The sequence below is a fragment of the Enterococcus caccae ATCC BAA-1240 genome, from assembly GCF_000407145.1.
GTDB classification, from domain to species: domain Bacteria; phylum Bacillota; class Bacilli; order Lactobacillales; family Enterococcaceae; genus Enterococcus_L; species Enterococcus_L caccae.
The window spans coordinates 1-16,266 of record NZ_KE136474.1; the positions used below are offsets into that span (position 1 = coordinate 1).

Below are 16,266 nucleotides of genomic sequence, written 5' to 3' on the forward strand. Positions count from 1 at the left end.
TACTTCTTTGCCTTCTTTATCCGTTGCTGATACAAAATTATCTTCGGGATTCCAAGTTTCTCCTACTGTAATTGTAGAATTTGTTGTTTTAATGCTTGTTTGATCTTCAATATCTGCTTCTTTTACTGTGATTACTGCTTCTTGGGTTACTGAACCATAACTATAAGTCACGATATATTCTCCTGCTTTATTTGTATCTACGTTTCCTTCTACATTTATTTCTGTATAGGCTACTTCTTTGCCTTCTTTATCCGTTGCTGATACAAAATTATCTTCGGGATTCCAAGTTTCTCCTACTGTAATTGTAGAATTTGTTGTTTTAATGCTTGTTTGATTTTCAATATCTGCTTCTTTTACTGTGATCACGGCTTCTTGGCTCATTGAACCATAACTGTACGTCACCGTGTATTCCCCAGCTTTACTTGTATCTACACTACCTTCTACTTTTACTTCTGTAAATGATACTTCTTTTCCTTCTTTGTCTGTTGCTGATACAAAATTATCCTCAGGATTCCAATTGTCTCCTACTTTTATAGTTGAGTTGGCTGTTTTAAGGCTTGTTTGATTATGAGGATCATCTACCTCTAACCAATTATTTTCTTGAATTCGATAATAATAGGTATCCTTAGTTGTAGGAAGGAGTAGCCCATCTTTATAACGATTCACACGTTTGCTTGCTTCTTTGTGGGTTAGTTCAATAATATCTCCAATTTCTACTGGAAAATTATTTAATTCTTTCGCAATATCCGTACCTTTTGAACTGCCATAGCCAACTACTTCTTTTTTTACAGTATCCATTGTTTTGTTATAAATTTTGATATCTGGATATTTATTGTCAGGCAAATTCTCTAAGATTCTTTTTTCATTTCCTAATGCTACCAACTTCTTATTTTTTTCATCATAGCCCACAGCAGCGTAATTCCCTCTTTGTCCAGCCATAACATAAGAATTACCCGGCGTAATTTTTACCGATATATCCAGTTTATTTTGTATCTCCAAAGCATTTTTTAAATAAACAGAAATAATAGCATTATTCGTGAAATCAAATGATTCGGAGAATGAATTAGTTGAAACTGCAATCAGACTAGCTTCACTTTCAATAGGTGTTGAGTATAATTTTCTAAAAACTGAATCATAGCTTGAAAGTTTTTGTATTTCTTCAAAGGGAATTGAAGCATTTTCGTATAAGTCACCTGTAGGAACAGTGTAAGGTCCAACACTATCAGAAATACGATACGTTCCATTTTGTTCGTCTTCTTCACTAGCCAATATATCTTTCCAAATATCTTTTTCTAGTGGTTGAAGATTTAAGTCGGACATCTCTTCTCGTGTTTCATCTGTCACAGTAAAGCGCCAATAATCAAAAAACGGTAATAAATTTCTTTCAGCTACTTTTGATGTCATCAAAATAAACATCTGTTTCTTTTCTAAATCCGTTTTAGGCTTTTCATTCTCTGGCAGTGAACGGTAATTTTGACTTAAAACGGAATAAAAATCATAACCAAATACACGGGGAAGAGTCATATATAAACCAAGTACTGCAAAATGATAATCACTGCTTTCTAGTGTTTCTCGATCAAAAGTCCACGTTGGATCTTCCGAAAGTTTATTAAAATAATTAGCTACCGATTCACGACTGCCATTAGATACATTGACAGCATCATATCGACCAGTTCCTTCAGAATTCCAATTTTTTTGGGCATAATCCGCATAGATATTTACTGTTACTTCTTTCATATTTTTCCACAAATAACTATTATCCTGATAAATATGACCAATCTCATGACTTAAGCCCCAGTCTGGAGTATCTCCATCTGAAGCAAATATTATTCTATCTTTTGTTGTCTTACTATGCAGTCCTACAAAATAATTAGTAGCAAACAGAGTTCCAGCACCAAATGAAGGATTTACAATGTGAATACGTTGCTTTGATTTTTTAGCGACACCAAAAGAATCATCTGCCAAACCAGCTACATGATCTGATAGCATCTTTACTTTTTTTACTGTATCTATAAATACCTTTTCTTGACCTTTTTTTAGAAAAATGTCTTTAGCACGATCAATACGAATAGTTGCAATGACATTATCATTCTCCATTTCCATAAAAGGAACATCTTTATATGTCTCTAACTGTGTTTCAAAATCGTTAGTGCTAGTTATTCCTTCAATATAATGTGGAACCTTTACACCGCCTTTGATCGTTACATTTTCAGGTCTTGTTTCAGAGTAATTTACAAGATAAACCATTCCACCAGATTCGTCTCTTTTAACACGATTAATTCCTTTATGAAGAGAAAATATTCCATTAGTAAATGGTTTTGTTTGCGTTCCATTCAAAATATAGGGAACATCATTGTAACCACCCCATTGACCAATACGTACTTCTAATTTTTCAGGTTCGTCTTTAACATCAATTTCAAGTTCTTCTCCTTGGTATAGGAATAAGCCTGTTGACTCAAAAGATGTAAATTCTTTTAATCGATTCTCCATTTCTTTGGTCTTAGTTGGATTTCCTCGTGGTTCAATAATCATTTCTTTTTCTATATTCCGTACACCATCATATGTTTCTGCAAAAGCAACTTTTGATGAAAATACTGATATAAAACAAAGTAACATAAATAATAATTTAATCTTTATTTTTTTTGATTGACGCATTCATTTCACTCTCATTTCCATTGGTTTAACAATTATACTCCAACTATTCTTCAGTTATACTAATAAGTAGAATACTTCATTTAGATTTTTCCATTACATATTAAATTGACTCCAGAAAAAATACGCTTATAACTGTAATAAACAACTGAGCGAAAAAAATTAGAGAGTCATGCCAATAAACTAAAAGCCACTTGCCTAATATCAGGTAAGTAGCTTTTAGTAACAGTTATGCTTTAAACTACATTGTTTTGTTCTATAGATATATGGCTATAATCATTTGGTCATTTGATCAGAAACTTCTGCATGAAACTCTCTAAGCGTTCCCGATGGATCATATCCCACAGCTATTTCTTTCAAAAAGTCCTTATCAGTGTTTAATCCTCTACTTGTAGAGACAACTGGAAGGTAGTCCGTTGTGATAATTGATTTTGTTTCTTTAACTTGTTTTTCATATCCTGCCAAACCAGAATTTATTTCTTTCTCAGATATATTCATATTTTTTCCAAGTACCTCAATAAGTTCGCTCACGTTCTTATTTGGTAATTCACCTTTTACTGGAGCTATGTTTATATTGATGATTTGTGATTTTAAATAGGCTTCTTTTCGATCAGCAGAATAGGTATAGGTGAGCACAACTTCCGCAAATACTTGTAATTCCTTTTCTTTATAGAAAGGATACAATGTTTTAAACACTAATTCCTTATTTTGAGAAAAAATAGAGTAAAGAGCCTCTTTTGGGATTACTGTTTTTGAAGAGAGTTCATCAAGTAGTGTTTTTTTTGTTATTTCATAATACTCTGGTACCTGTACTTTGTATTTCTCTTGAAGTAAATCTAATGCCTCTGCTTCAGTTTTAATTTTGGAGTAATCAAAATCACCAAAGGGGCGGCTACGCTCACCAGTCCACATCAACGATTGATCCTTTTTAGAAAAATCCGCATAACGCTCTTTTTTCCCGCAACCACTAAAAACTATTAATAAAACAAGGACTAGAAAAACAAGGATTCGCTTATTTATACTCATTGGGGAATCACCACCTCAACAGCCTTTTCACCTGGAAAAGCGTCTTGAGAAAAACTTAATTCAATATTACTCATATCTTTTAATTCATAAAGTACAGTAGTTTCAATTGCTTCACCACGTTTTACTTCTTTCGATTGATTATTTATCAGCTCTTTTAAATCTAATAGATTAGAGTCTGCAGATAATTTTCCTATACTGAGAATATTTCCATTTTGTTTTGCCGTCACATAATCGTTCCAAACAACTGGTTGGATCGGCGTATCCATTAAATTAGTAAAGGTATAGCGAATTGCTAATAATTTTTTCTGGTTTTCTCCCGTTACTTGACGTACACCAGTAGTTTCCATCTTGATATCGTGGTTTATAATTGAAATCACGTCACCTTCTTCTTCTCTCTGTTCATTTTTTGCTACTTCTGCCGCACCTTCATCAAAACCTGTTTCTTTAAAAGTAGCGACGGATTCATCAATTATTTTTGAACGTTTCTTATAAGAATTATCATCCGCTGAATAATACGTTAGTTGAACAAATCCGTGTTTCGTCCAAATATAATATAGATGGGCCCAAACACTTTTCTCTTTATAAGTTGTATTTAATGTATATTTATATGCGGGAGCCTTATTTACAGTGATTTTTTTCATGTAGATTCCTTCGATATCCTTGTAATGATAACGTTTCTTTAATTTTTCTCTAGTTTGTTTGCCAAAATCTTTTTGCGGAACATCTTTAACTGGTACACTGCTTATAAATACATAAGAGTTACTTTTTTTATCTTCCGCATTAAACGCAGCTTGAAGCCCATATTCATTATATCCAGCTTTAGATGTCTCCCAACCTGCTGGTAATTGAAATTCATAAGATATACCTTTATCTTCTATCTGTTGCTTATTTTTCGCCAATTTTTGTGTACAACCAATTAAGAGAAAAATACTTAAGCCTAATAAACAAATCACATGAAAAAATTTTTTCATTTGACTTTCCCCTCCTTTACTTTTTTCTTCAGCCAATAGATATAACCTGTGAATGCTAAAAAGCAACTTGCAAATAAGAAACATCCAACTTTCATTCCTTCTGGGTAATAGATTAGCTTAATCTTATGCTTTCCTTCTGGAACCTTTACTGATATTAACGCATCTTGAATAGCTTTAATTGTCACGATTTTACCATCGATCGTTGCTTTCCAGCCTGCATCATAAGGAATTGTTGTAAAGACGAGTTGTTCTTTTTTTGCGTTCACTTCTGCTTCCACTTTGTTGCCTTTTACATCAAATACAACCTCTTTTTGTCTGATTGATGCGATGGCTTGGTCTAATGCTTCTGTTTTCAGTAAAAGAACAGATGGGCGAACAATCTTGATTATTGTATTTCCAGTAAATTCAGCTGTAACTTTGATGGTTTTCGCCTTTTCATAATAACCAAGATTATGATAAATACCCGTAGAAGAAAGTGGACTGATTGTCTTCTGCCCAGAAACACTTATTTCAACAGTGCCATCATCTAATCCCTTAGAAGCTCTGGTATCTAAAGTTAAATAGGCTTGGCTTTTTTCTGGAATGGAGACTTCCCATGTAATTTTTCTACTTTCACCATCGGATGTTTCCTCTGAAAAATACGTATAATCTCCCTGTTCACTTACCACTAAGTTGTTACGACCGACTTCTTTCAAACTAGTGAACTGAAATAATGTATCTTCTCGTCTAGATAAATACTGGATCAACGCAGTCTGATTACTATTATTCTTTGGCTGATAAATTCCTTCATCGGTAAGTATGCCTAGTGGTAATGCATATTTATTTTCGTAAAGACTGTAGTTTTTCTCAGAAGCAATTTTTTTAAAGCCATATTTTCTTGGATCATTTTTTGCTAGATTATATTTCACTCCTAATAGCTCATCCATTAAAAGTGTATTATTTTGATAATGAATATTAAGATTCGTGTCTGGCGAACGATAACCCAATCGATCCATATATTGGGATGAGTGACGATTGCGTATAGACGAAAACATGGTGATGCCTGAATAGTTATAATTAAAGCTATCTGTTCGACTGATTGGATCTAAGTTTTCCATACGATAAAAGCCTTTAGTATGTTCTTTGGTTTTATTCACTAGAGGACTGATTTGCTGATACGCTTTTGTATAATACTTTCTATTTACATATCCCCACTCTCGATCGATTCCAATTGTCATCTGTTGTGTATTAAAATATAACTCTCCACAGATACATAAAAATAAAAGAACAGATAGAAGAGCTGTATATTTTGGATAATTCACTTTTAACCCAATAATCAAAAGATAGATAAGTAACAACACAGCAGACACGATCAATGACTCCTGCGTAATATAACCATAACGTTTTTTATTCGCTACAATAACAATTAAGATAAACAGCCCGACCAAAGACAGGGTAATATTACCTAGGATATTTAAATCTTTTTTTTCAAATTTTTCTAACCCATACCCAGCTAAAATCAAAACTAGTGTGGAATAAAGGAAACTATAGCGAAATAAAAACATATTTGGTGAATGCAGACCTTGCCAAAATAAATTCAATGGTTGAATATAGACACTTGCTACTATCACTAAAAGTAAACTACCGTACAGTAATTTGTTTTTCAAAGGAACTTTATTCGTCACAAAATAGAATATAGCAAACAATAATGACAATAACCCAATATAAATAAAGGGCGCACTTTCAAACTTCGATGTATCATAAACACCCGACATGCTTTTCACAATAAAGTCCCATGGACCCACATCCTCTGTAAAAAACCGTTTAATTGTATCCATTTTTTCCCCATTCATCCGCAAATCCATTACTGAAGGTAATATAATAACCATAGATGCCCCACCAGCAAGTAAAGAGGTAACAAAATAATGAGGAATCGCCTTTTTATAACGTTCCCAAATTGTCAAAGTTCGTACAAAGAAATATATGCAACTAAATACCCCAACCATAAAAGCCATATAATAATTTGTTATAAACAACAGAAAATAACTAACAAATAATAAAATTGGCTTGCTCTTATCCATTACTCGGTGAATCCCTAATAAAATCAGAGGTAGATAAATCATAGCATCCAACCACATCAGCATAATCGAATACGCTACAGTAAAACTCATTAATGCATAGAAAATACTCAAACTGACCTTTAGCAATTGGGGTAAATGGAAGGTTTGTTCGGAGAATATCCAAAACGTAATCCCCATAGTTCCAATTTTCAATAATAAAATTAGATACATTGCATCTGGTATATATAAATTATCGAAAAAAAAGACAATGAAAGTAAATAAGCTATTGGTGTAATAACTCATCAATGACACGAAATTTAATCCTAATGAGCTAGACCATGTATAAAAAAAAGATTGTTGTCCATGTAAAAAATTATTAAATCCTGAATAAAAATTAACTAGTTGTCCAAAACCATCACTTGCTAAAATCGTGCGATCACTTGTTGGATAAATTCCTAATTGAAAGTAGCAAGTTGCCATTATTGCTACAGGTATAACAAAACTAAGTCCTATAGCTAAAACATTCTTTTTCAAAATATGTTTCTGTTCTTGTTTCATTTGTTTCCTCGCTTTTCTTTAGTTGACCACTCCAAAACGAGTGAACGGATAATATCGAAAGATTACTTTCCCCTTCACTGCTTGCTTATCAATCAGTCCCAGCTCCCTGCTATCAGTGGAATGCCTTCTATTATCGCCTAAAACAAAAAACTTATCTTTTGGAATCACTGAAAGCCCCGCTAGTTGCGCTGCAACTTCCCATGTCACTCGAACCTTTAACGTTCCGTCTGGTAACTCGATCCCTGATAAATTACTATTGTTAGAAGGTGTTGAATTATTTGAAGCCATTTGAGCATTTAAATAGACCATATTTTGATCCAACCAAATCCGATCGCCAGGAAGTCCTATAACCCTTTTGATATAAGAATCATCTGCGTTTACTTGCGGCTGAAAGGTAATCAATGAATAGCGAGTCAAAGTAGCCGTTTTTTTTATGAACAGTCGATCTTTATTTTGAAACGTCGGCTGCATAGATTCTCCATTTACTATGTATGTTTTTACTTTAACTAAAAATAGAATGCTCAATAACACAAAAAGAAAAAATACACTCTTTCTAAGCCATCCGTTTTTTCTCTCTACTGGTTCTATGTTTTCCGCCTCTTTCTTTTTATCTACTGATTGTTAAAATTGTTTAAGGTTTTGAATAGGTAAAACTCTCATTTCTACGATCCCCACAATATTTTTTTCATCAACGCAATCATAGTCACGACTATCTATCCCATAAGGCCGATTATCACCCAAAATAAGGTACTTTCCTTCTGGAATTACCTGTTGTCTAGGTGTCCAGTCAGCTGTGTATAAACTCTTACTCTGTTTTGCTCGTTGTACCTCAGAATCTATAAATCGTTCGTATACTTCATGATCATTGACATATAATTTATCTTTTTTATAATAGATTTTTTCTCTCGGCAATCCAATCAATCGTCTTACTGAGGTTTCTTTACTTTCTGGATCTTTATAGAGAATTAATTTAAAGCGCCTACGTTTGGCTAATTTATTCACGAATACCCACTCACCATTTGTTATAGTCGGTACCATTGAATAGCCTTCGACCTTTACAAATGAAAAAGTAAAAAGCGAAAGGATATAAATTACTATCGTTAATGTTATCAAGCTGGCTCCTAGCTCAAAAAGAATTTTTTGACGTCGAGTTGCTTGCCGCTTTTTTGCAGCTTCTTTTTGCTTGATATAACGGATATGTTTTTTTGTCTTTCGCTTTTTAGAATGTATATTTTTTGGGGTTTTGTTTTTGGGTCTTTTCTCAGGGCATGAATGAGTTTTTTTTATTTGCTTTCCACTCATAATAAAATCCCTTCGCTTACAGTTATTTTTTTTGTTTCAACGCCTGCTCGTTTATTTTAAATCGTGTAAATACTTTCTTTTGTGTTTCCTTGATTTTATTAATATCTGCTACATACGCTTCTATCGTATCTGAGTCACTCAATTGTTCTACTTTTAATGAATAGAGATTTGTTCCAAACTCACGCAATTGAACATAGTAACGATTCAATAATTGCTGGCCGTCTTTTGACAAACTATTAGAAGCTGTGGAGCTTCCATATGATGCTAACAGTGAACTTAATTCCATTAATTTTTCTTTACTGTCTTTTACATCTTCTCCATTTTGGAGCGCATGCAATTGTGTATTTACTTCATTAGTTATAAAATATGTTTGGGCAATTACAGTGCTATCCACAGAGGAAAGATTTGTTTTCTCGTAGTAAGTAGTGTACAAACTAGCACATAACAGAAATACACTGCTGACAATTAAGATAATTCCTCTTTTTAAAAATTTCTGAACTTTATTTTCCAATTTATGTTTGATTCTAAGCCATTTTTTTCTTTTCCGTTTTGCTTTTGGCCTTTTTCGTTTGAGTACACCCAACTGTTTTTTATACGAATTAAAGAGTATAAACTGAAAAATACTTAAACAAAAAGCAATTAAAAATGCTGAAAAAAAGCATACAAAGAGCCAATTTAGTATTGTCATGGTCTACATCTCCTCTTTATCTTTTTCTCCGCCTTTTTTTCGCCTTTTTTACTTTATTATTAGATATACGATGAATAATCAAGTAAATCACTAGAAGTGTTCCTAAAACGCCAACAACAATCATTACAATGATCTTCCAACTGATCCCTCTATCTTGTACTAATGAAACATCTTGCGCATTGTATTTCTCGGCTTCTTTTTGAGTAACCTCAAATTCTTCTTGCCATTCCCATTTTTTATCTCCTGCAGTTACTAAAATATGACCAACATAATTTCCTGCCACAAATGACTCTCCATTTAAATTCACAGGAAATGTTATTGCAGAATTTGGTGCCATTCGATAATTTTCTTTTTTTGATTCATATAAAACTTCATCTGATCCTTTTTTGAATATCTGCACATCAACAGTCATTCCTTCTACGTAAGTTGCTTTGGTATTGGAAAAATTGGTTAGAAATGCATTACGATAGTTCGTTACACCTGCATTAATTTTATTAAAAACTAACTCTGGCTGTACCTTGACATCTGTTTCACTTAAAAGCATCCCTACGATAAACGCGTATTTATTTACTACACCTTTTTCAGCTTCATCTGCTTTTTTTTCTTCATTCGTCTCAGTTTTTTGTAGATATATACCACCTGAAATATAGCCATCAAATTGTTCTTTTGGCATTGTGATGTTCACAGGTATATTTTTCGTCTCTTTAGGTTGTAATGTGACTTTTTTTGGTACTTCTATAATATTTTTCATATCATAAACTAAAGATGGATCATTCTTTAGTTTTGTTGGTCCGTACTCGATTACACCGTTACTGTTTGTTTTAGCGCTATTGACTGAAAGGTCAACAGATAATTCTTTATCTGTCATATTATAAAATTCAATCTCTACAGTTTGCTTTTGCTCTGGTGTCATACGTAAATCAAAATAACCAGCATTACCTATTTGATTTTTTGGCTTAATTATTTTATAGGTATAGCCGATACCAGCAGGATTCTCTTGCGCACATACAGTTTGTGGAAGAATAAGTAGTAAACTGCTTATATAAAATAATGAATATAACATGTATTTAAACGATAATTTCATAGTTAATTCCTTTCCAAATAACATTTAATTCACTCGAGTTACAGATAAAGTAACCGATATGTGCGTGTTCTCATGCTCTATAACAATTAATCACAGTACCCATTGACAAACCAAATTGTCTACTATGTAAGAAAAAATCTGACCTACAATTTAAATCCTTAAAATACTTTTATCACTTTAAGATTTAATCACATCTTTTATCGGATTTAGAGTGTGTGCTAAAACTGATTAGTCGTTTTAGCACACACTCCTTCACCCTATTTGTAAATAGATAACTCAACTATTTAGTAGCTGATAATACCCAAGTTACTTCACCTTTATATTGGCCTTCAAAGATTGTTTGATCTTTACCAACTGTTAATTTTACTGATTTATCAGATGCAGTATCGCCTGCTGCATTTAATTTACCAAATTGAATATATGTTTGACCTTGACCTTTGTCTGGAGTAGCTGCGTTTGTGTTATTAACGACTGCTTCTGGAGCATCTTCTTTTACAGTTACAGTAGGTGCCACTGCATCTGGTGATAAAGCAATCTCATCCGCTACATTTGTTTGACGTTGAATATTTGAGTAAGTCAATGTTGCGCCTTCCAATTTACGTTCTACAGATGTATTTCCTTCAGTCACTGTTGTTGTCATTGGTTTAGTAATTTGAGCAGTTAGTGTATAGTTGTGATTTAATGTGCTGCGGACGTCTTTGATTACAACGTTATTAGCCATTTCTCCATTTGTTTCTTTATAGTTTTTTGCCCAGAATTCACGAGTATTCCCATCTGTAACAATCGCATGTTCACCAAAACTTAATGGTGTCACATCTTGAATCCCAAAAACTGCTGGTGTCAATGGACGAGTAACTGTGCCTGAAGTAAGATCAGTTACTGGAGTACCATCAGAGTTAGTAAGCTCTGGTCGAGTGGTATCCGTATCATCAGCTGTATTACGTGTGAATTGAATGTCCATATCTCCTTTATTAGTCGAGATAGCTTGTTCTGGTTCCTCTGCTGCTTTTGTGATACTTGGTAGTGCTATTGATACCCCAACTGCTGCTAATAATGCTGCACTACATAATTTGTTTGTTAATTTCATTTGTGTTTCCTCCTACTATTTTATCTACTATTTATGGTAGCTCGGATATAATCCAAGTTAACACCGTTGCGTAAGTGCCTGGTTTTTTTTTCGTTTTACCAGGCAAGGATAAACGGACTGCATTATTCATATACAGTGCTTGATTTTCCTGTGGATCAGAGATAATGTTCCCATTTTTGTCTAAACGTGGATTTATAGTTCCTGACTCATCTTCTGGATTGTCTTTAGATGCACCAAAAACAATACTCCACGTTCCGTTTCCTGTCCCCTTTGGAGAGTGGGCCAAGGTATATGTTTCTCCTAAGTTGTCCAAGCGAATTACTTCTTTTGATACATCCGGTTGTCTACTTGCACCATTACGTGTACTGACCCAAGAATTGTCAAAAGATAACACAGCGCCATCTAATTGTGTCTTTGAATCTTTTATATTGGTAAACTGTGTATCTTGACGAACCTGTAAGCTCCAACCAGTTTGTCCTTCTCGATAATCCGATATTTGAATAAATTGACCTCTAGGAGCTATTTCACCTTCAAACAGTAATGCATTTGCAGAATAACTCATATTTGAAAGATTAATTGCACTGCGACCAAACTGGAAATTTGGAACAAAATCAATTCGTAAAGGCCCCGATGTTTTTCCATAATCGACTCCTGGATTCAATGTTTTTTCTGGATGCTCGGGATCCAATATACCGTATCCAGGATCCAACATTCCTTTAAAAGAAATATCCATATCTCCTTGGTCTTGTGACTCAGCTTGAGCAGAACTAGGTGCTAGACTGCTAACGAAACTTATTGAAAAGAACAGCAATACTAGCAACCAATTTTTTTTTTGCATTCACTCATTGCTCCTTTCTATTTTTTTGATGATGTCTTCTCAGACCATAAACCAAACAAATAGTTACAACGAGCAAACTACCGCTTATCGCTAAGCCATTTTTTACAAGTTCACCTGTTGAAGGCATTCGCCCTTTAGGTTTAGAAATAGATATATTTGACGTGCTAGTTGACGTTTTTGTTCCTCCATTACTGGACGTACCCTCATCAAATAATGTGATTTCTCCTTTAATCGAAACTTCTGCTCCTTCTTGAGCAATAACTTTTCCCGTAGGTACTATTAAAAAAAAGAGTAAAAGAAAAGAAACAATTAGATACTTTATAAACTTATTTATTTTCATTCTTTTTCTGCTCCTTTTACTTTGCGTTCTCTAAAGTAATCGTTATTTGTGCTTTATACTTTCCAAGCACTTTAACGGCACCTGGTTGTAGGTCAAGCATAAATCCATCTCCTTTAGACCAGCGCTCTTTTGTCACATTATAGCTTCCTGAATCTGTATTTAAGTGACTAAAAATAACTGTATCTTGGTCTGTCAATGTCAATTCATCATCTTGATATTTATACTTGATTGCATCGGGGATTATTATATCTCCTTGCACTTTATCAGAATGAGTTAGTGGCTGATCTATCCTTGCCTTTAGATTCCATTTCACTTTATCAGCCCGTGTATCCGATATAACTAATGGTTCACCAATGATTGTAGGATTCGTATATTTAACCGCATCAATGGTTGCTTTTTTCGTTTCAAAATCTAGTATGTCAGGAGCTGAGCTGATTTTTAAAGTACCACTAAATTGGTAGGTAAAATCATTTTTCCCATCAATTATTGTAATCACTTCATTATCTGGCTTTTTTGCTAAAATATAATTATCATTAGTTAATTCTTTTATGGTCTCTGTAACCCCCGTCAATTTAGTTAAATCTATTGGCGTCCCCACATTTTCTTCTGATGTGTATGGATCATGCAATTGATTCCCTTTTTCATCTAAAAATTTAACATTTAATTGTGCAGTATTCGGTTTTACTATAACGTCTTGAGAAAAGTCTTTTAAAAATTGATTATTAAAAGCATTATCCATCGTAATTAAACTAAATATAAATTTATAATCTGAATTGGCAGGTTGTTCACTTGAAACGGTCCCGTCATATTTTAAATATACTTCTGTTCCCACCGGTACATCTTCATTTATTTTCCCTACCATTCGACCAGGTGGATCTCCTTGCTGTTGATAAAGAACTGTTCCGACAGATTTCCCATTTTTATCTACTAATTTCATATTGCTTGGTTCATCTTTAAATACGTTTTTAGGAAAAGTAGTTATAATTTGACCACCTTTAAAAGTACTATCTTCCATAGCTCCATTGTAAATTGTATTAAAACTGACCGTTATCTTATCATCATATTTCAAAACATTATTCTCTAGTAACTGCTCATTTTTATAAAAATCAATATTTCCGTCAAAACGTTTGTCTTTAAGAATAATTTTTACCGTAGCGTCTTCTGGCGTCTGACTTCCTTTGATATTGTCACTAACCGAAACAAGCGAAAAACCCCAATCATTCACTTCGTCAAGGAGAGCTGTATTGTCATACTCATTTCCTACAGTTTGCACTATTGATTTTTGGAAAACCTGCTTATTATTTTCATCCCTAAAATCAAATGTCAGTGATGATTGATTTGTAAATACAACAGGAGTTTCTGATTCACTTTCTCCTAATAAACCTCCAAAATCTTTTGAAAAAAGCGTCACTATCCCATTCACTTTGATTAATTTACTATTGTTGCCCTCTCCATTTGGATCATTTTCCGCATAGGCACTATAGTCTTTGGTAAAATCAATTTTCACAGGAACAGTAATCCTAAAAATATTAGAATATAACCCCGAACCATTTGATAGATTACTGTTTAAATAAGCTTCTGTTGCACTAATTTTAAGCATTTGTTGCCCATCTGATCCTACCGTGATCGTTTTATTAAATAGATCGTTAGTAATAGCTATACCATTCTGATCTTTGATACTAATGTCTTCAGTATTTATATTTTTAAAAACAGCGGGCAGTATTATCGCTAAATCAAATTGTTCGAGTACTTTACTCGGCTGAGACGGAACAACTTGGTAGATTGTGTATGCACTACTATCTGCTGCTTTAGTCACGGTATTCTCTCCACTCATAACTGGTATAGGAGGCTTAATAAGTAATGGTGGTGTAGCACTTAATATTTGAGTAACACTTGAACTAGTTTGGTTCATACAAATCCCTACAGCTCTAGTTGCTAAGTCTTCATACTGTTGAACTATTCTATTTGTTGCTAGATTCGAGTTAGCTTCAGATTGAAATGTATAGACTGGGTTTCCATTATTAATTGTCATAGTTGAATTTGGATCATACGTAACAATGCTATCGTTTGGTGTATATAAATTAGAAATTTGATCCCTTTGCAATATTAATTTTTTTGCAATGGTTATTTGATTATAGGTCACCACACCCGATGTTTTTATTTGCTTTGTTGTATCACTTTTTACTGTTGTGATTGCGATATTTATTTCTGTATCAGTTTTACCTGACATATATAAATTCAAGAAATTGCTTTTCTCCACACCTAATTCAAATTTTGCAGGTGTTCTTATTGTTCCCCATATATTAGTATCATTTACTTTCTTTATATAAGTAACCTTAACCAGCAAGTCTAGATTAACTCCGTTGTACATTCCAACGTTAGTAACTCTCAATACTCCTGGGGTGGTATCATCAGTTATTGGTACCACATCTAAATTCACATCACTTATAGTTCCTTTTGAGGTTTCGACTTTCTTTTTACTTGTTGCATACGTCGATTCGTAATACCATTTTGAATCATCATTCATTCTAGGAAAAAAAGAATACTTTGAATCCAAAGGAGTGTTATAATCAGATGTAACTCTTGGAAATGTAAAAATTGAATTATTAGCATATGTTTGAATAGACGTCCTTGCATTTAGTGGGTTCTTATTAGTTTTATCTGCACTAAGGTCAGTTCCATTTAATGGGCTGATTACTTTTTTGTCCTCAGTAGAGGCCTTCATAATTTGATTTTCTTCCATCTTATCTGCCAATATAGTATTCGGTTTTGCAACGGAGAACAGTACACAATAAAATAAAACTAGCATACTGAAGATAATTAAATACTTTTTCACTTTCCCAACTCCTTTTCAAGCTTCTTTTTTTCCTATTTCAAAAATATTCACGACATCACTAAATCTCTAATTTTTCTTGTTGATTTTTGTATAATGAGCTAAATCACTCTACTTGAATTCATCCAATTAAACGATAACCTTTAGTTCGAACAGTTTGAATATATTGTTCCCCCTGCATCCCTAGTTTTTTTCGCAGATGAAAAATCAAATTTGCAACTCGATATAAATCATCGTTTGCCTGTTTATTCCAAAGTGTTTCATAAATAGTTTGATAACTTACTGTTGATCCTTTCTGTTTGTACAATATTTGGAGGATTTGGTATTCAGAACGTGTTAATGGAATTTCTTTTCCTCCATTAATCACTGCACACATATTAGTATCATTTAGAACTATGCCTTCTCTTTTCTTTTTTTCTTCTTCAGGGTATCCAGAAAAAATACGACTAAATGTGTTTTTGAGCATTAATGGAAGCTCATTCGTTTCATTTTCTTCCAACATGCATCCGTTCATGCCCAAATGAAGGTACATATTAATTTCACGTATATTGATATTAGGCAAAATAACCCATATAAATACCTGTGGTGCTATTTGACAGTGAATCAACCATTCACACACTTGTGAAAAGCAATTATCTTTTCCCACATCCAAAATGATTCCATCCAAATCTTTTATTTGAGACTTATCTGATATTTTAACAGCTATGTAATTACTTTCATTTAGTAATTGATGTATCGCTTGACTATTTTCTTTTTCTAAAGTTACAACTCCGATTTTATGCACTATGTATCATCTCTTTCTTAATTTATTGGAACATCTGTTATTTTTCCTAATTCTCTATATTAAT

At 33.3% G+C, this 16,266-nt stretch carries 13 protein-coding genes; all 13 read right to left on the reverse strand.

Translation table 11 applies throughout. From position 1 onward, the window contains the following. The coding region (locus I580_RS10430; protein WP_016249800.1) for a bacterial Ig-like domain-containing protein at positions 1-2,655 on the reverse strand (2,655 nt) is incomplete at its 3' end. A 273-nt stretch (positions 2,656-2,928) separates the two neighbouring features. Continuing rightward, complete coding sequence (locus I580_RS10435) at positions 2,929-3,564, reverse strand: hypothetical protein (RefSeq protein ID WP_245558630.1); 636 nt, start codon at positions 3,562-3,564, stop codon at positions 2,929-2,931. A 110-nt stretch (positions 3,565-3,674) separates the two neighbouring features. Beyond that, the gene (locus I580_RS10440) at positions 3,675-4,649 is read right to left on the reverse strand and encodes a DUF5067 domain-containing protein (protein WP_010770653.1); all 975 of its coding nucleotides are present in this window, start codon (positions 4,647-4,649) and stop codon (positions 3,675-3,677) included. Next, complete coding sequence (locus I580_RS10445; protein ID WP_010770652.1) at positions 4,646-7,246, reverse strand: YfhO family protein; 2,601 nt, start codon at positions 7,244-7,246, stop codon at positions 4,646-4,648. Before I580_RS10445 ends, I580_RS10440 begins: the two co-directional genes overlap by 4 nt. Positions 7,247-7,264: 18 nt before the next feature. Beyond that, entirely contained in the window at positions 7,265-7,834 is a 570-nt protein-coding gene (gene lepB / locus I580_RS10450; RefSeq protein WP_143141725.1) for a signal peptidase I, read from the reverse strand. 33 nt (positions 7,835-7,867) lie between these two features. After that, entirely contained in the window at positions 7,868-8,548 is a 681-nt protein-coding gene (gene lepB / locus I580_RS10455) for a signal peptidase I (RefSeq protein WP_010770650.1), read from the reverse strand. Between the two features lie 22 nt (positions 8,549-8,570). Further along, positions 8,571-9,236 (reverse strand): hypothetical protein, encoded by a 666-nt coding sequence (locus I580_RS10460; protein WP_010770649.1) that lies wholly within the window; start codon positions 9,234-9,236, stop codon positions 8,571-8,573. 16 nt (positions 9,237-9,252) lie between these two features. After that, positions 9,253-10,344: a WxLIP family cell surface protein gene (locus tag I580_RS10465; RefSeq protein ID WP_010770648.1), complete on the reverse strand. Its 1,092-nt coding sequence runs from the start codon at positions 10,342-10,344 to the stop codon at positions 9,253-9,255. A gap of 256 nt (positions 10,345-10,600) precedes the next feature. Then, entirely contained in the window at positions 10,601-11,407 is an 807-nt protein-coding gene (locus I580_RS10470; protein WP_010770647.1) for a WxL domain-containing protein, read from the reverse strand. 31 nt (positions 11,408-11,438) lie between these two features. Continuing rightward, a complete protein-coding gene (locus tag I580_RS10475) occupies positions 11,439-12,245 on the reverse strand; it encodes a WxL domain-containing protein (protein WP_010770646.1) in 807 nt (268 codons plus the stop codon). A gap of 4 nt (positions 12,246-12,249) precedes the next feature. Further along, positions 12,250-12,585, reverse strand: coding sequence for an EF2685/EF0750 family sortase-dependent surface protein (locus I580_RS10480; RefSeq protein ID WP_010770645.1), 336 nt, complete (start codon positions 12,583-12,585; stop codon positions 12,250-12,252). A 16-nt stretch (positions 12,586-12,601) separates the two neighbouring features. Next, positions 12,602-15,421: a MucBP domain-containing protein gene (locus I580_RS10485; protein ID WP_010770644.1), complete on the reverse strand. Its 2,820-nt coding sequence runs from the start codon at positions 15,419-15,421 to the stop codon at positions 12,602-12,604. A 118-nt stretch (positions 15,422-15,539) separates the two neighbouring features. Beyond that, complete coding sequence (locus I580_RS16500; protein WP_010770643.1) at positions 15,540-16,202, reverse strand: winged helix-turn-helix domain-containing protein; 663 nt, start codon at positions 16,200-16,202, stop codon at positions 15,540-15,542. Positions 16,203-16,266 lie beyond the last annotated feature (64 nt).